At 70.4% G+C, this 15,919-nt stretch carries 14 protein-coding genes; 4 read left to right on the top strand and 10 right to left on the bottom strand.

Translation table 11 applies throughout. The features are described from left to right. Positions 1–10: 10 nt before the first annotated feature. Positions 11–1,471 carry an amino acid permease gene (locus tag MFF55_RS13545; RefSeq protein WP_238244628.1) on the top strand — a complete coding sequence of 487 codons (1,461 nt, stop codon included), beginning with the start codon at positions 11–13 and terminating at the stop codon, positions 1,469–1,471. A gap of 248 nt (positions 1,472–1,719) precedes the next feature. Here the strand turns inward: MFF55_RS13545 and MFF55_RS13540 are convergent, their stop codons facing one another. Further along, positions 1,720–2,529: an exodeoxyribonuclease III gene (locus MFF55_RS13540; protein WP_238244627.1), complete on the bottom strand. Its 810-nt coding sequence runs from the start codon at positions 2,527–2,529 to the stop codon at positions 1,720–1,722. A gap of 138 nt (positions 2,530–2,667) precedes the next feature. Here MFF55_RS13540 and MFF55_RS13535 point away from each other — a divergent pair, with 138 nt between their 5' ends. Both MFF55_RS13535 and MFF55_RS13530 read left to right on the top strand, forming a co-directional pair. Beyond that, complete coding sequence (locus tag MFF55_RS13535; RefSeq protein WP_238244626.1) at positions 2,668–3,423, top strand: lysophospholipid acyltransferase family protein; 756 nt, start codon at positions 2,668–2,670, stop codon at positions 3,421–3,423. Positions 3,424–3,531: 108 nt separating this feature from the next. Beyond that, positions 3,532–4,047: a hypothetical protein gene (locus MFF55_RS13530; protein ID WP_238244625.1), complete on the top strand. Its 516-nt coding sequence runs from the start codon at positions 3,532–3,534 to the stop codon at positions 4,045–4,047. A gap of 81 nt (positions 4,048–4,128) precedes the next feature. Here the strand turns inward: MFF55_RS13530 and MFF55_RS13525 are convergent, their stop codons facing one another. From MFF55_RS13525 to MFF55_RS13485, 9 genes are all read right to left on the bottom strand, one after another. Beyond that, positions 4,129–6,600, bottom strand: a complete 2,472-nt coding sequence (locus tag MFF55_RS13525) for a GAF domain-containing hybrid sensor histidine kinase/response regulator (protein WP_238244624.1) — start codon at positions 6,598–6,600, stop codon at positions 4,129–4,131. A gap of 150 nt (positions 6,601–6,750) precedes the next feature. Then, positions 6,751–7,446: an urea ABC transporter ATP-binding subunit UrtE gene (urtE, locus tag MFF55_RS13520; protein WP_238244623.1), complete on the bottom strand. Its 696-nt coding sequence runs from the start codon at positions 7,444–7,446 to the stop codon at positions 6,751–6,753. Between the two features lie 385 nt (positions 7,447–7,831). Further along, complete coding sequence (urtD, locus tag MFF55_RS13515; protein WP_238244695.1) at positions 7,832–8,572, bottom strand: urea ABC transporter ATP-binding protein UrtD; 741 nt, start codon at positions 8,570–8,572, stop codon at positions 7,832–7,834. Positions 8,573–8,634: 62 nt separating this feature from the next. Further along, the gene (urtC, locus tag MFF55_RS13510) at positions 8,635–9,804 is read right to left on the bottom strand and encodes an urea ABC transporter permease subunit UrtC (RefSeq protein ID WP_238244622.1); all 1,170 of its coding nucleotides are present in this window, start codon (positions 9,802–9,804) and stop codon (positions 8,635–8,637) included. A 2-nt stretch (positions 9,805–9,806) separates the two neighbouring features. Continuing rightward, positions 9,807–11,393, bottom strand: coding sequence for an urea ABC transporter permease subunit UrtB (urtB, locus tag MFF55_RS13505; RefSeq protein ID WP_238244621.1), 1,587 nt, complete (start codon positions 11,391–11,393; stop codon positions 9,807–9,809). 135 nt (positions 11,394–11,528) lie between these two features. After that, entirely contained in the window at positions 11,529–12,809 is a 1,281-nt protein-coding gene (gene urtA / locus MFF55_RS13500; RefSeq protein ID WP_238244620.1) for an urea ABC transporter substrate-binding protein, read from the bottom strand. 70 nt (positions 12,810–12,879) lie between these two features. Beyond that, a complete protein-coding gene (hpxZ, locus tag MFF55_RS13495) occupies positions 12,880–13,263 on the bottom strand; it encodes an oxalurate catabolism protein HpxZ (protein WP_238244694.1) in 384 nt (127 codons plus the stop codon). Between the two features lie 17 nt (positions 13,264–13,280). Then, positions 13,281–14,687: an AtzE family amidohydrolase gene (locus tag MFF55_RS13490; RefSeq protein ID WP_238244619.1), complete on the bottom strand. Its 1,407-nt coding sequence runs from the start codon at positions 14,685–14,687 to the stop codon at positions 13,281–13,283. 7 nt (positions 14,688–14,694) lie between these two features. Further along, a complete protein-coding gene (locus MFF55_RS13485) occupies positions 14,695–14,892 on the bottom strand; it encodes a DUF4089 domain-containing protein (protein WP_238244618.1) in 198 nt (65 codons plus the stop codon). A 281-nt stretch (positions 14,893–15,173) separates the two neighbouring features. Between MFF55_RS13485 and MFF55_RS13480 the strand changes: the two genes are divergently transcribed. Then, positions 15,174–15,919 (top strand): amidohydrolase family protein (locus tag MFF55_RS13480; protein WP_238244617.1); only part of this gene is annotated, 746 nt, incomplete at its 3' end.

The following is a 15,919-nucleotide window of genomic DNA, read 5'->3' as shown; positions in this document are numbered from 1 at the left end:
ACTTGGCACGATGGATCAGCAAACCGCCTCGGTCCTGCCCCTGCCGACGGGCGAGGCGGAGGTGAGCGGATCACCGCAGCTCGCGCGGGACCACTCCGCCCTCAGCCTCATCGCCCTCGGGGTCGGCGCCACCATCGGCGCAGGGATCTTCGTCCTGACCGGCACGGCGGCCGCGCAATATGCCGGGCCGGGGCTGATGCTCTCCTTCGTCCTCGGCGGGATCGCCTGCACCTTCGTCGGGCTCTGCTACGCCGAGCTCGCGGCGATGATCCCCGTGCCGGGCTCGACCTACGCCTACACCGACGCGACGCTCGGCCGATTCTGGGCCTGGATCATCGGCTGGGACCTCGTCCTCGAATACGCGATGTCGGCCGCCACCGTCGCCGTGGGCTGGTCGGGCTACGTGCAGAGCCTCATGGCCGATGCCGGGCTCCACCTGCCGCCTGCGCTGACCGCCTCTCCGGGCACCGCGCTCCCGGGCGGCGAAACCGGGCTCCTCAACCTGCCCGCGGCCGGCCTCGTCCTCGCCCTGACCCTCCTCCTCGTGCGCGGCAACCGGGAGACGAACCGCGTCAACCTCACCATGGTCGTCCTCAAGGTCGCGATCATCCTCGCCTTCGTCGGCATCGGCGCAGCCTACGTGAACACCGCCCTGTGGACGCCGCTGGTCCCGGAGAACACCGGCACCTTCGGCGAGTTCGGCTGGAGCGGGGTGCTGCGCGGAGCCGGCGTGGTCTTCTTCGCCTTCATCGGCTTCGAGGCGATCTCGACGGCGGCCGGCGAGACCAGGAACCCGCAGCGGGACGCGCCGATCGGCGTGCTCGGGTCGCTGGCGATCTGCACCCTGCTCTACGTCGCAGTGGCGGCCGTGCTCACCGGCCTCGTACCCTATCCCGCGCTGAACGTTCCCGATCCGATCGCGAAGGCCGTGGACACGATCGGGCTCGGAGCCTTCGCGATCGTGGTCAAGGTCGGGGCCATCCTCGGCCTGACGACCGCAGCGCTCGGCGCCCTCTACGGCCAGGCTCGCATCTTCTACGCGATGGCCCGCGACGGCCTGCTGCCCACGGCTTTCGCGCGGGTGCATCCGAGGTTCCGGACGCCCGAGACGAGCCAGGGGGTGATCGGGGTTGCGACCGCCCTCGTCGCGGCCCTGGTGCCCATCGACGTGCTCGGCGAACTCGTCAGCATCGGGACGCTGTTCGCCTTCATCATGGTCTGCGTGGCGGTGCTGGTCCTGCGCCGGACGCGGCCCGGGCAACCGAGACCGTTCCGGGTGCCGCTGGCGCCGCTGGTCCCAATCCTCGGCATCCTGTCCTGCCTCGGCCTGATGAGCGGGCTGCCAGGCGACACGTGGGCCCGCCTGGCCCTTTGGCTAGGGTTGGGGCTCGCGATCTATCTCGCCTACGGGCGGCGGCGGACACGGCCTGCTGGGGACGATGTTGCGACACCTTCCGCCGCTGAACGGTGAGGTCGCACGCGCACTTCGCTCAAAGATCTTGCATCAATCTGGAGCGGGATCGCCGCGGAGGCGGCGATCCCGAAGATCCATTCTCAGTAGCTGCGACGGCCCGGGCGACCGGAGAAGCGGCGGCTGAGATAGGCGATGACCTTGGGGAGGACGTAGGCGAGGATCAGCTTGCGCATTCGGGTCTGGCTCCTGAATCGAGGGTTGCCAGGGAAATGCCGCCCGATGCCTTAGCGTTCCGGGCCGCGACCCTACAGTTCCAGCGTCAGGGTCACCGGCACATGGTCGGACGGCCGCTCCCAGGCCCGGGCGTGGCGGGAAACCGTGACCTCCCGAACCGTGCCCGCGAGGTCCGGCGAGACCCAGGCATGGTCGAGGCGCCGGCCCTTGTCGGCCGCGGCCCAGTCCGGCGAGCGGTAGCTCCACCAGGTGTAGATCTTCTCGGGCTCCGGCGTCAGCAGCCGGGCCGTGTCGATCCAGCCGGCCTCGCCGCGCAGGGTCTCGAGCCGCTCGGTCTCGTGCGGGGTATGGCTCACCACGTCGAGGAGCTGCTTGTGCGACCAGACGTCGTGTTCGAGGGGTGCGACGTTGAGGTCGCCCACCAGGATCGCCGGCCCTCTCGGGCGCCGGCCGCCCCAGCGCCGGAGCTCGTCGAGGAAGTCGAGCTTGTGCGCGAATTTCGGATTGAGCCCACGGTCGGGCACGTCGCCGCCCGCCGGCACGTAGAAGTCGTGCAGCACGATACCAGCCGCCGCGCCGGCCTCCGGCCCCAGCACCGCCGAGATGTGGCGGGCGTCCGGGCGCTCGCAAAAGGCCATCACGTCGCGGGTCAGCAGCGGAAACCGCGACAGGATCGCGACGCCGTTATAGCCCTTCTGGCCGGCGAAGACGACGTTCTCGTAGCCCGAGCCGCGAAAGGCCTTCAGCGGGAAGGCGTCGTCGGGGCATTTCGTCTCCTGCAGGCAGAGCACGTCGGGCTTCGTCTCGGCGAGGAAGCGCAGCACCTGATCGATGCGCAGGCGGACCGAGTTGATGTTCCAGGTCGTGACGGTGAGGCGCAACGGGTCGAGCTCGTGCTAGGGTGCCGGGAATGGCGCGCCCTCGATAGACCGGATCGCATCGGGCGTCGCCGCGGAAATGCCGCGCTCCCCAAGCGTTGGGAAGAATCCGACGGCAACGCAGATCGAGGACTCCGCCACGTGCCGCGCACCCGTTCCGTGCTCTTCAACCTCTACTGGGCCGCCTGGACCGGGCTGTTCATCGCCCCCCTGCTGGTGCTCGCCTTCATGGGCTCGCCGCCCGCACCGATCCGGTCGGCGACGCGGCTCTGGGCCCGAGGCATCCTGTTCGGCCTCTCCCGCATCGTCGGCCTCACCTATGTCGAGGAGGGCCGCGAGCGCATCCCGAACGAGCCCTGCCTCATCGTCGCCAACCACCAATCGGCCTGGGAGACGCTGGCTTTCCTGGTGCTGGTCCCTGACGTCGCCATCGTTGCCAAGCGCGAACTCGTCGCGATCCCGATCGTCGGCTGGTTCCTGCGCCGCTCGCCCATGATCATCATCGACCGCTCCAACGGCTCGCAGGCCCTGCGCACCATGATCGACGAGAGCCGCGCGGCCATCGCGCAGGGGCGCTCGGTCCTGATGTTTCCCGAGGGCACCCGCGGCGACATCGGCGCGCCGGTGCAGTTCAAGCGCGGGGTCGAGCTCCTCTACGGCAAGCTCGGCCTGCCCGTGCTGCCGGTGGCGGTGAATTCCGGCCTGTACTGGCCCCATGGCGGCGCGCACAAGCGCTCCGGCACCGTCGTCGTCAGCTACCTCGACGCCCTGAAGCCGGGCTTGACCGGCGGCGAATTCCTGCGCGGAACGCAGGACGCCATCGATGCGGAGCTGAACAGGTGGCGCGGCGCGGCCCAGCCTGCGAGCCCGCGCGAGCTCAGCCTTCAGGCTCCCTGATCGGATCATCCGGACACCGCGCATGATGGATCGCCCCGCACCGCCCGCCCCAGGATCTGACGGGTCTATGCCCGGTCACGAGGCCCGCGGAAGCCGTGGAGCGGCGAGGTGACGGCGATCCGGTTCATCGGTGGCGCGCACGAAGGCGCCGGCGCTTACGAGCTCGGGATCTTCCACCTGCCCGACGGAGGAACGCGTGCGGTGGAGGAGGTGGTGAGCCTCACGGTCGAGGAGGAGCGTTCGCCCGCGCCACGCTGGAGCGGCGAGATCGTGCGCGGCCTTCAGGGCGCGCTCGCCAAGGCCGGCAGCTTCCGCCAGCCCCTCGGCCTGGCGGCGTCGGTAATGGGCGCCGGGCTCGGCCTGTTCGACAGGACGGTACGGTTCACGGCGGCCTTCGCGGAAGGATCTTGCGCCCGCATCGAGGCCGAAGCGGGTCTGCCCGCCCTGATCGACCGGGACCGCGAGGTCGTCCGGCTCGCCCGTCTGCGGCAGGCGCCGACGGCCGAGCCGCCGGCGGACGCGGAGGCCGGCAAGGCGGTCGACAGCGCGCTCAGCGCCGTGTTCGAGTACGAGAAGCGCAACGGACGCCTCAGGCGCGTCGCCGCGCCGAGGCGCGACCCGTAATCGGCTGGGATTTCGTCGTGCGGAGGCGGGTCGAGCGATCGCCTCCCTCCCAGCGAGCGGAGAGGGGAAAATGCGCTCCCGTCACGCGGCCGCTTCGCCGGCACCGATCCAGGCATCCACCGCGGCAAACAGCTCCTCGCGCTTGAACGGCTTGCCGACATGGCCGTTCATGCCCGCCTCACGGAACGCCGTCACCTGGTGCGGCAGGACGTTGGCCGTCAGCGCGATGATCGGCGTCGCGGCGGCCGGGCCGCCGAGCGCCCGGATGTGGCGCGTGGCGGCCATGCCGTCCATCTCGGGCATCTGCACGTCCATGAGGATCAGGTCGTAGGACGCGGCCTGCACCGCCATCACGGCCTCCGGACCGCCGGAGGCCGTATCGACCGCGTGCCCGGCCGAGCGAAGCACCGCCTGCGCGATGTCGCGGTTGATCGCGACGTCGTCGACGACGAGGATCCGCCCCTGCCGCCGGCTCGCCGCGGGCGCGGCGTCGATGGGGGATGGCGTCTCGGCGCGCGCCCGCGTCAGGGGAAGGACGACCCGAAGGCGGAAGGTCGAGCCCCGGCCCGGCAGACTCTCGACCTCGATCCGCCCGCCCATCAGCGCGACGAGGTGCTGCGAGATCGCGAGCCCGAGCCCGGAGCCGCCATATTGCCGGTTGATCGAGGCATCGACCTGGCTGAAGCGCAGGAACAGCCGGTCCCGCCGGTCCTCGGGGATGCCGATGCCCGTATCGGTGACCGCGAGGCTGACGGCGCAGGCCGCCTCCCCCGTCGGCGTCCTCGCGGGTTCGCAGCCGACATCGAGCGTCACCGAGCCCTCTGGCGTGAACTTCACGGCGTTGTTGAGGAGGTTCAGCAGCACCTGCTGCAGGCGGTCGCGGTCGCCGAGCAGGAGGTCCGGGCAGGTTCCGCCGAAGCGGACGCGCAGGGCGAGCCCCTTCTTCTCGGCCAGGCCCGCGACGATGGCGACGGCGTTGTCGACGAGGCCCCTCAGCGGGAACGGCGCCGCGTCGAGCTCGATCTGACCCGCCTCGACCTTCGCGAAGTCGAGGACGTCGTTCACGACCGTGAGCAGGGCGTTGCCGGCACCCTGGATGCGGGCGACCTGAAGCCGCTGGTCCGGTCCGAGGACCCGGTCGTCGAGAAGCAGGTCGGCGTAGCCGAGGATGCCGTTGAGCGGCGTGCGGATCTCGTGGCTCATGGTGGCGAGGAACTCGGTCTTGGCCGCGCTCGCCCGCTCCGCCTCCTGCCGCGCCTGCTCGATGGCGGTCTCGACGCGCTTCCGGTCCGTCACGTCGAGGTCGAGGCCCACGACCCGGTCCGGACGCCCGTCGGGGCCGGCCAGGACGCGCCCGAAGCTCTGGATCCAGCGATAGTCCGAAGCGCCGTCGCCCGCCCGGACCCGGTACTCGGCGGAGAAGGCGCCCGGCGCCTCCATCGCCCGGGGAAGCTGCGACCCGACCGATTTCGCGTCGTCGGGATGAAGGTTCGCCGTCCACTGTGCGGCCGTGACCTCGATCTCCTCGTCGGATTCCGCCGGCGCGAATCCTTGGAGCGCGGCGCTGCGACCCGAGAGCCGGGCGCGGTTCGAGGCGAGGTTCCATTCCCAGAGGCCGGCGCCGGCGGCGTCCTGCGCCAGGTGCAGCATCTCGGAGGTCTGCCGCAGGCTCTCGTTGGCGGTCACGAGCGCGTCGATGTCGAGGGCGGTGCAGAACCACTCGACGATCCCGGCGTCGCGCCAGACCGGGATGACGACGAGCTTGTGCCAGCGGTATGTTCCGTCGTGGCGCCGCAGCCGGCCCTCGACCTCGAAGGCCTGCGCCTCCTGCGCGGCCGCCGCCCAGGCCGCCTTGATCCGCGCCGCGTCGTCGGGGTGATGCCGCGCCTCGCGCTCGCCCATGTCCGCTTGCAGATAGCCGTAATAGTCCCGGAACGGCCGGTTCATGTAGAGCGCTTCGCCGTCCGCCCCGCGGATGATCCAGACCATCTGCGGCAGGCTGTCGGCGAGGAAGCGGTAGCGGGCCTCGCTCTCCGTCAGCGCCGCCTGGGTGGTCCTGCCCATGACCTCGCTGTGGCGCAGGCGCAGCTGCGCGACGACGATCAGCGCGAGATCCTGCAGCTGGCGCACCTGATCGGCGGAGAACTCCCGCGGGCGCCGATCGATGACGCAGACGGTGCCGACCCTCAGCCCCGGCTCCAGGATGAGGGGTACGCCGGCATAGAAGCGCATGCCTGTCGGACCGCCGACGAGGGGATTGTCGGCGAAGCGCGGGTCGAGCGAGGTGTCCGAAACCACCAGGGGCTCGTCGGAGAGGAGGGCGTGGCTGCAGAAGGCGACGCGCCGCGGCACCTCCCGCTCCTCGATGCCCGAGCGTGCCTTGAGCCAGATGCACTCGTCCTCGATCAACGTGACCAGGGCGATGGGCAGATCGAACAGGGCGCGGGCCGTCCGGCAGACCGCGTCGAACTCGGCCTCGGGCGCGCTCCCGATGATCTGCAGGCGACGGACCGCTTCCAGGCGCTCCCGCTCGTTGGGTGGGATGGGGAACACGCAGCGCCTCGAGGATCGACGCCCCTCACCGCGCCGGAGCGTGCAGCACCTTCCTACCGCGCTTCAGCTTACAACATAATTTATTCACGGGAAGTGGCGCCGGCCGTTCGCAGACAACGTGAGGGTGTCGGCGGCGGGCGGGGCCGGGGTTCAGACCGAGAGCCAGCGCCGGACGTCGGCCTCGACCATGTCCGCCCGGGCCCCGGCCTCGACCACCGCGCCGCGATCCATCACCGCGTAGGTGTCGGCGAGGTCGCGCGCCCACTCGAAAAACTGCTCGACGAGCACGATCGCCATGTCGCCCTTGCCCCGCAGGTAGGTGATGGCCCGGCCGATATCCTTGATGATCGAGGGCTGGATGCCCTCGGTCGGCTCGTCGAGGACGAGGAGCTTCGGGCGCGTCACCAGGGCCCGACCGATGGCGAGCTGCTGCTGCTGGCCGCCGGAGAGGTCGCCGCCGCGCCGGTGCAGCATGTCCTTGAGCACGGGGAAGAGGTCGTAGATCTCGGGCAGGATGTGCCGGTCGCGGCGGGCGAGCGGCGCGAAGCCCGTCTGAAGGTTCTCGTGGACGGTGAGCAGGGGAAAGATCTCGCGGCCCTGCGGCACGAAGGCGATGCCGGCCCGCGCCCGGTCGTAGGGCGCGAAGCGGCTGATGTCGCGACCGTCGAGGCGGACGCTGCCGGCCGTGATCGGCTGCTGGCCGACGATCGCCCGCATCAGCGAGGTCTTGCCGACGCCGTTGCGGCCGAGCACGACCGTGACCTTGCCGGTCTCGGCCGCCAGCGAAACGCCGCGCAGCGCCTTGGCCGCGCCGTAGAAGAGATCGATGCGATCAACGTTCAGCATCGCGGTCGTCCCCTGGTGGCGAACTCGATGGGCCGCGCCGCGCCCGGCCCCCTCTCCTGGAAGGAGAGGGTTGGGGTGAGGTGTAGGACCTCTCCGGACGGATCACCCGATCTCCGCCGCCCTTTCCCGGACGCCTGGAGCGCCAGCGGAAGGCGATCCGGGATCCAGCCAATGACCAGCCGCGGCAGCGGCTCTCCATGGATAGCGCCAAGGGTCGGACGCTTCGCGGCTTCCCGCGCTGGGCCCCGGATCGGGTTCCGCTGCGCTCCACCCGTCCGCGTAAGGGCGCCTTCTCTGGAAAACTCACACACCTCACCCCGTCCCTCTCCTTCACGGAGAGGGGACCCGCGCTCGAAACGCCCAGGAATGGTGCGATCCGCCAGCGTCATCGCCCGAGATACACTTCGACCACCCGCGGGTCGGCGGAGACCGCGTCGATCGAGCCCTCGGCGAGCGCGGCGCCCTCGTGCAGGCAGGTCACCCGGCATTCGAGCGCCCGCACGAAGTGCATGTCGTGCTCGATGACGACGACGGCGTGGTCCTTGGCGATCTCGCGCAGGAGCTTGGCGGTCTCCTCGGTCTCGGCGTCCGTCATGCCGGCAACGGGCTCGTCGACGAGGAGGAGCTTGGGGTCCTGCGCGAGCAGCATGCCGATCTCGAGCCATTGCTTCTGGCCGTGGGAGAGATCCGCGGCGGGCCGCGCCCGGTGCGGCACGAGTCCGACGATGCGCAGGATGTCGTCGATCCGCTCGGCCTCGACCCGGTTGCGCCAGCCGAACAGGGACGGGAAGGCCCGGCGCGGACCTTTCAACGCCAGCAGGATGTTGTCGGCCACCGTATGGCTCTCGAACACCGTCGGCTTCTGGAACTTCCGGCCGATGCCAAGATCGGCGATCGTCGCCTCGTCGAGCGTGGTCAGGTCGTGCACGCCGTCGAACACGGCGGTGCCGGTGTCGGGCCGGGTCTTGCCGGTGATGACATCCATCATCGTGGTCTTGCCGGCGCCGTTCGGGCCGATGATGGCGCGCATCTCGCCGCGCCCGAGGGTCAGCGAGAGGCCGCGCAGAGCCCGATAACCGTCGAAGGTGACGCGGACGTCGTCGAGGTAGAGAAGCGCGTTGGTCAGCCGCTTCGCGCCGGCGGGACCGGGCGAGGTGGACGACGCCTCCGCGAGGGCGAGGGCGGCGCTCACGAGCCCCTCCCCTCTTCGAGGAGGCGCGGCGGGATGTCGGGCTCTGGCGGCAGACGGGCGGCGATCCTCGCCTTGCGGTCGCCGAGCCTGGCGATCAGCGTTCCGACGATCCCCTGGGGCAGGAACAGGGTGACGAGGACGAAGAGCGCGCCCAGCGCGAAGAGCCAGGCCTCCGGCATGGCGCCGGTGAGCAGCGTCTTGGCGTAGTTGATGAGCACGGCGCCGAGCGCCGCCCCGACCAAGGTGCCGCGGCCGCCCACCGCCACCCAGATCACGGCCTCGATCGAGTTCGTCGGCGTGAACTCGGACGGGTTGATGATGCCGACCTGCGGCACGTAGAGGGCGCCGGCGACGCCCGCCATCATGGCCGAGACGGTGAAGGCCAGCGCCTTGTAATGGTGCGGGCGGTAGCCGAGGAAGCGGGTGCGCGGCTCGGCATCGCGGATGGCAACGAGGATCTTGCCGTAGGCCGAGACGGTCATGAAGCGGGCGATCAGGTAGCCGAGCGCCAGCGCCACGGCCGTCAGAACGAACAGCGTCACGCGCACGCCCTGCGCCTGCACGTTGAAGTCTAAGATGTCCTTGAAGTCGGTGAGGCCGTTGTTGCCGCCCAGGCCCATGTCGTTGCGGAAGAAGGCGAGCATCAGGGCGTAGGTCATCGCCTGCGTGATGATCGAGAGGTAGACCCCCGTCACCCGCGAGCGGAAGGCGAGCCAGCCGAACAGGAAGCCGAGCAGGCCCGGCACGAGCAGCACCATGAGCGCGGCAAAGGGAAAGAAGTCGAAGCCGAGCCAGTACCAGGGCAGTTCCTTGTAGTTCAGGAACACCATGAAATCGGGCAGGACCGGGTGGCCGTAGACGCCGCGTGGGCCGATCTGGCGCATCAGGTACATGCCCATGGCGTAGCCGCCGAGCCCGAAGAAGGCGCCGTGGCCGAGCGAGAGGATGCCGCCGTAGCCCCAGACGAGGTCGAGGCTCAGCGCCAGCAGGGCGTAGCAGAGGTATTTCCCGAGCAGCGAGACGACGTAGGTCGGCACGTGCAGGGGCGAGCCCGGCGGCACCGCGAGGTTGAACAGCGGCACGATGAGGCACACGGCCAGCAGCACGCCGAGGAAGATCCAGCCCTTGGTGTCGATCATCGCCAGGAGCGGGGTGCGCGGTGCCATGCTCACGCCTCCACCGAGCGGCCCTTGAGGGCGAAGAGCCCCCGCGGACGCTTCTGGATGAACAGGATGATGAAGACGAGGAGCAGGATCTTGGCGAGCACCGCCCCGGCATAGGGTTCGAGGAACTTGTTCGCGACGCCGATCGAGAGCGCGGCCACCAGCGTGCCCCAGAGGCTGCCGACGCCGCCGAAGACCACGACGAGGAAGGAATCAATGATGTAGCCCTGGCCGAGATTGGGCGAGACGTTGTCGATCTGCGAGAGCGCGACGCCGGCAATGCCGGCGATGCCGGAGCCCAGGCCGAAGGTCAGCGCGTCGACCCACGGCGTGCGGATGCCCATGGCCGCGGCCATGCGCCGGTTCTGGGTGACCGCCCGGGTCTTGAGGCCGAACGAGGTCCTTCGCAGCACGAACATGAGGCCGAAGAACACGGCCAGCGCGAAGACCACGATCCAGAACCGGCCCCAGGTGATGGAGAGGCCGAACAGGTCGAAGGCGCCGGTCATGAATTGCGGCGCGCCGACCTCGCGGTTGGTCGGGCCGAAGATCGAGCGGACGGTCTGCTGCAGGATCAGGCTGATGCCGAAGGTGGCGAGCAGCGTCTCCAGCGGCCGCCCGTAGAGGTGGCGGATCACGAGGCGCTCGATACCGACGCCGACGCCGCCGCCCACGAGGAAGGCGGCGGGGATCGCGATGGCCAGCGAGAATTCGAACAGGCCGGGCGCGTGGGCGCGGATCGCCTCCTGGACGAGGAAGGTCGTGTAGGCGCCCAGCATGACCATCTCGCCATGCGCCATGTTGATGATGCCCATCACGCCGAAGGTGATCGCAAGGCCGATCGCGGCGAGCAGGAGCACGGAGCCCAGCGAGATCCCGTACCAGACGTTCGAGGCGCCCGCGATCAGGGCGAGCCGCGTCTCGATCGCGGCGACGCCCTTGGCGGCCGCGGCCTGGACCGCCGCGCTCGGGTCGGCGGAGAGGGCGCGCAGGATGCCCATGGCATCGCCGTCGGCCCGGCCCTGGATCGTGGCCACCGCCGCGAGCCGATCGGCTTCCGTACTGCCGGGCTTGGCCAGCACGACGGCCGCGCGGGCCTCCTGCAGGGTGCGCTTCACGCCCGCATCGGTCTCGCGGGAAAGCGCCGCCTCGAGCGCCGGCAGCACGGTGGCGTCGCGGGCCTTGAAGACCGCCTCGGCGGCCTCGCGGCGCTTGCCCGGGTCGGGGGCGAGCAGGTTCAGGGTGCCCAGCGCGGAGTCGAGGGCGCGCCGGACCTTGTTGTTGGCGCGAACCGGCTTCAGCCCCTCGGTCGCGGGAGCCGGTACGCCGGTACGGGCGTCGGTCACCGCGTCGCCCTGCTTCACGAACAGCGCCTTGTCGGCGGGGCGGTAGAACAGTCGGCCCTCGGCGAGGGCCTGGATCACGGGCGCCGTGCGCGGGTCGCCGCTCGCGGCCAGCCCAACGATGCTTGCCTCGATCTCGGCGTAGCTGTCGCTCGCGAGCCGGGTGTAGGCGGCGTCGGCCGGCGATTGGGCGCGGACCGGGCCGGCGAAGGCGAGCGCCAGGAGGAGATAGACGAGGAGGCGGATCATGGGACCTCGGCGCTCGCGCGGGTCTCTCCTCCCCCTTGTGGGGAGGAGTTGGAGGTGGGGGTGGTTCCGCTGGGCTCCGCAGAGGGTCGCCCAGCCACCCCTACCCCTCCCCACAAGGGGGAGGGGACGAGGGCGCTACGCGCCGCCGCACTTCTTGGTCTTGGTGTTGTAGTTGCCGCAGTTGAGCTTGACCCAGTCGGCCTCGAGATCCTTCGAGCCGTCGAGCTGCTTGGACCAGGCCTCGCCGGGGATCAGCTCCTCGGTCTTGAAGACGACGTCGAACTGACCGTTGTCCTTGATCTCGCCGATGAAGACCGGCTTCGTGATGTGGTGGTTGGCGAGCATCTCCGAGACGCCGCCCGTGAGGTTCGGCTGCTTGATGCCCGGCAGCGCGGCGATGACCTTGCCGGGCTCGGCCGAGCCCGCCTTCTCCACCGCCTTCACCCACATGTTGAAGCCGACGTAATGGGCCTCCATGGGGTCGTTGGTCACGCGCTTGGCGTTCTTGGTGAAGGCGCGCCATTTATCGATGAAGGCCTTGTTCTCGGGCGTCTCGATCGACTGGAAGTAGTTCCAGGCCGCGAGGTGGCCGACAAGCGGCTTGGTGTCGATACCGGCGAGTTCCTCCTCGCCCACCGAGAAGGCGACGACGGGGATGTCGATGGCCTTGATGCCCTGGTTGGCGAGCTCCTTGTAGAAGGGGACGTTGGCGTCGCCGTTGATGGTCGAGACCACGGCCGTCTTCTTGCCGGCCGAGCCGAAGCTCTTGATCGCCGCGACGCGGGTCTGCCAGTCGGACTGGCCGAAGGGCGTGTAGTTGATCGAGATGTCCTCGGGCTTCACGCCCTTGGACTTCAGGTAGGCTTCGAGGATCTTGTTGGTGGTGCGGGGATAGACGTAGTCCGTCCCCTCCAGCACCCAGCGCTGGACGTTCTCTTCCTTGATCAGGTAGTCGACGGCAGGGATGGCCTGCTGGTTGGGCGCGGCGCCCGTGTAGAACACGTTCCGCTCGCTCTCCTCGCCCTCGTACTGGACCGGGTAGAACAGCAGCGAGTCGAGCTCCTTGAAGACCGGCAGCACCGACTTGCGCGAGACGCTGGTCCAGCAGCCGAACACCGCCGAGACCTTGTCCTTGGCGATGAGCTCGCGGGCCTTCTCGGCGAAGAGCGGCCAGTTGGAGGCCGGGTCGACCACCACCGCCTCGAGCTTCTTGCCCAGCACGCCGCCTCGTCTGTTCTGCTCGTCGATGAGCATGAGCATGGCGTCCTTGAGCGTCGTCTCGGAGATCGCCATCGTGCCCGAGAGGGAATGCAGGACACCGATCTTGATCGTCTCCTGCGCCCGTGCCGGCCCTGCGGCCAGCCCGCCCGCGATCAGCGCCGCCGCGCCCCAGCTACGCCATCCCGTCTTCGACATGTCTCGCCCCTTGCGGCTGTTATGACGCCGGCTTGTATGCAAGCCGTGCGCCAGCCGTGGGATGCCCTCGTCAGCCCTCGATCACGCTCACATGGGCGGCGACGACCCGCCAGCCGCCGGGGAAGCGCACCCAGGTCTGGCTCTGGCGCCCGATCCGGCCCGGGCTGCCCTCGCGGGTGAACAGGGTCATGGCGACGGCAAAGTCGCGGCCATAGGTCGTGATCACGGTGTCTGACAGCGTTCGGGCGAGGCCGACGGGCGAGCGCGCGCGGCGGAAGGCGCGGATCGCCTCCATGCCGTAGAGGTTCTCCGCCGCGCCGTAACGGATCGTGCGGGGATCGTCGTGGAACAGGGCTTCCAGGGTGGCGACGTCGTTGCCGACGAGGGCCGCCTCGTAGGCCGCGAAGGCCGCCTCCACCTCGGCCTTGACCTCGGGCAGATCGACCTCGGGCATGTTCATGTCGGGCCCGCTCACAGGACGGCCGGCGTTGCGTCGACGATGCCGTCGCGCTCGAGCCGGCGGGCGATGCGCAGGGCCACCTCCTCCCGCCAGGGCGCGGCGATGACCTGGACGCCGAGCGGCAGGCCGGCGTCCACGCGCACCGGCACGGCCACCACCGGCAGGCCGATGAAGGAGATCGGCTGCGTGAAGACGCCGACATTGGCCCGCACCGGCAGGGTGACGCCGTCGAGGACGAAGTGGGTCTGGCCGCCCTTCGGCGCCCGGCACGGCGCCGTCGGCGCGAGGATGGCGTCGACCTCCCCGAACAGGTCGAGGAAGGCCGTGCGGTACCAGCGGCGGAAGCGCTGCGCCCGGTCGATCCAGGGCGCGGGAATCATGGCGCCCGCGATGAGGCGGTCGCGCACCGCCGGGTCGAAATCGGCGGCGCGCGTGCGCAGCCGGTCGAGGTGGAGGGCGGCTCCTTCCGCTGCGGTGATCAGGTAGGCGGCGGCCCGCGCCCGGGCCGCCTCTGCGATCTCGACGCGGCGCGTGCAGCCGAGCCCGCGTGCCACCCGCTCCACCGCCTCGAAGGCCTCCGGATCGCCGCCGCGGGCGAAGTAGCCGCCGGCCACGGCGATGCGATAGCCCTCGATGCCGTCCTCGAGACGGGGCAGCACCGGCTCGGGCGGACCCTCGGCCGCCACGGGGTCGTCCGGGTCCAGCCCCTGCATGGCGTCGTAGGCGAGCGCGAGATCGGCGACGCTGCGGGCGAGCGGGCCGAGATGATCGAGGCTCCCCACGAAGGGGAAGCTGCCCGCTCGGGTCAGCCGGCCGTAGGTGGGCTTCAGCCCGAAGCAGCCGCAGAAGGCGGCGGGCACCCGGATCGAGCCGTTGGTGTCGGAGCCGAGCGCGATCGGCACGAGCCCGGCGCCGACCGCGGCGCCCGAGCCGCCGGACGAGCCGCCCGCCATGTGGCCGAGGTCGTGCGGGTTGCGCGTCGGGCCGTCGTGGATGTTCTCGCCCGTGAAATCGTAGGCGTACTCGCCCATGTTGAGGGCGCCCACCAGGATCGCGCCCGCCGCCTCCATCCGGCGCACCACCGCGCCGTCGCGCTCGGCCGGCGCCCGCTCGCGGTTGATCTTCGCGCCCGCTCGGGTCGGCAGGCCGGCGATGTCGACGAGGTTCTTCGCCGCGAAGGGCACGCCGGCGAGCGGGCCCAGGGGCTCGCCCCTGGCACGGGCGGCATCGAGCGTGTGGGCGCGGGCGAGGGCACGCTCGGCCAGCACGTCGGTGAAGGCGTTGACCGCCGGATCGACCCGGCCGATCCGCTCCAGCGTCGCGGCGACGACCGTGCGGGCGCCGAGCCGTCCTTCCCGGAAGGCGGCGGCGATCGCAGCGGCCGACATCATGCTCGGATCAGGTGTTGGATCGGTCATGGCCGCCTCACGCCGTGAAGATCGGAGCGGCCTCGACCTCCTCAGGCAGCGGAAAGCTCGCCACGAGCTCGGCCGCCGCCCGCAGGACGGTCAGGTTCGCGCCGATGGCAGGCTTCCAGGTCGGGTCGACCGGGAGTGCGAGCAGGGCGGAGGCGGCAGCGATGTAGGCGTCGCGCTCGGCCTCGGTGAATGGCGTCTCGGTCATGGCTCTTCCCGATCGATTGAGGGCGCTTCGCCGGAACATGGCGGGGCGGCGGAGACTGACAGGCTTCGCCTCGCGCGGCACCCTGATTAAACTCTGAGCATGGCCTCGGCGGCCTGGAAATGCGCGCTCAAATTTTGTTCAGGCCCGCCTAATGACTCGGCAGCTTGGCCGCGTTGCGGGCCCGCTGAACAGCAGCGGCCCTCGGCAGGAGGTGCTTCCCGCCCCGCCCGGCGGTCCGTATCTTGTGGTGGTGGCGCGAGGGCTGCGGCCCGGGAGCAGGAATGACAGGCACCCCATCGGTCTCGACCCGCCTCTGGCTCCGTGCGCCGCTCGCCATCCTGGCCGAGGACGCCGGCGGCGGCATCGTGGTGGAAGGCAGCCGCATCGTCGAGCTTGTCGCGTCGGGCGGGCAGCCCTCCAGCCCCGTGGACGAGACCTTCGACGCCGCCCGCCACGTCGTCCTCCCCGGCCTCGTCAACACGCATCACCATTTCTTCCAGACCCTGACCCGGGCCCACCCGCTGGCCATCAACAAGCCGCTCTTCCCCTGGCTGAAGGCGCTCTACACCGTCTGGGACAAGCTCACCCCCGAGGCCTTCCGGCTCGCCACCCGCCTCGCCTACACCGAGCTGCTGCTCTCCGGCTGCACCACGGCGGGCGATCATCACTACCTGTTCCCGAAGGGCCTGGAGCAGGCCGTCGACATCCAGGCCGAGGAGGCGCGGGCCCTCGGTATCCGCGCAGTGATCACCCGCGGCTCCATGAGCCTGTCAGAGCGCGACGGCGGCCTGCCGCCCGAGTGCCTGACGCAGGACGACGACACCATCCTGGAGGACAGCGAGCGCGTGCTGCGCCTGTTCCACGACACCGCGCCCGGCGCGATGGTGCAGATCGGGCTGGCGCCCTGCTCGCCCTTCAACGTGACCAAGCGGCTGATGCGCGAGAGCGCGGCCCTGGCCGAGCGCCACGATTGCCGCCTGCACACCCATCTCGTCGAGCGTCTCGCCGAGATGGGTGTGCAGGCGGC

The organism is Methylobacterium iners (genome assembly GCF_022179305.1).
Lineage (GTDB): Bacteria > Pseudomonadota > Alphaproteobacteria > Rhizobiales > Beijerinckiaceae > Methylobacterium > Methylobacterium iners.
This window is presented reverse-complemented; position numbering and strand designations above follow the sequence as displayed.

What these genes read in the sequence shown, in the direction of transcription:
- urtA (WP_238244620.1), bottom strand. Translation starts at nt 12,809, where the DNA reads ATGTCGAAGACGGGATGGCGTAGCTGGGGCGCGGCGGCGCTGATCGCG.
- hpxZ (WP_238244694.1), bottom strand. Translation starts at nt 13,263, where the DNA reads ATGCCCGAGGTCGATCTGCCCGAGGTCAAGGCCGAGGTGGAGGCGGCC.
- urtC (WP_238244622.1), bottom strand. Translation starts at nt 9,804, where the DNA reads ATGGCACCGCGCACCCCGCTCCTGGCGATGATCGACACCAAGGGCTGG.
- MFF55_RS13485 (WP_238244618.1), bottom strand. Translation starts at nt 14,892, where the DNA reads ATGACCGAGACGCCATTCACCGAGGCCGAGCGCGACGCCTACATCGCT.
- MFF55_RS13490 (WP_238244619.1), bottom strand. Translation starts at nt 14,687, where the DNA reads ATGACCGATCCAACACCTGATCCGAGCATGATGTCGGCCGCTGCGATC.
- urtE (WP_238244623.1), bottom strand. Translation starts at nt 7,446, where the DNA reads ATGCTGAACGTTGATCGCATCGATCTCTTCTACGGCGCGGCCAAGGCG.
- urtB (WP_238244621.1), bottom strand. Translation starts at nt 11,393, where the DNA reads ATGATCCGCCTCCTCGTCTATCTCCTCCTGGCGCTCGCCTTCGCCGGC.
- MFF55_RS13545 (WP_238244628.1), top strand. Translation starts at nt 11, where the DNA reads ATGGATCAGCAAACCGCCTCGGTCCTGCCCCTGCCGACGGGCGAGGCG.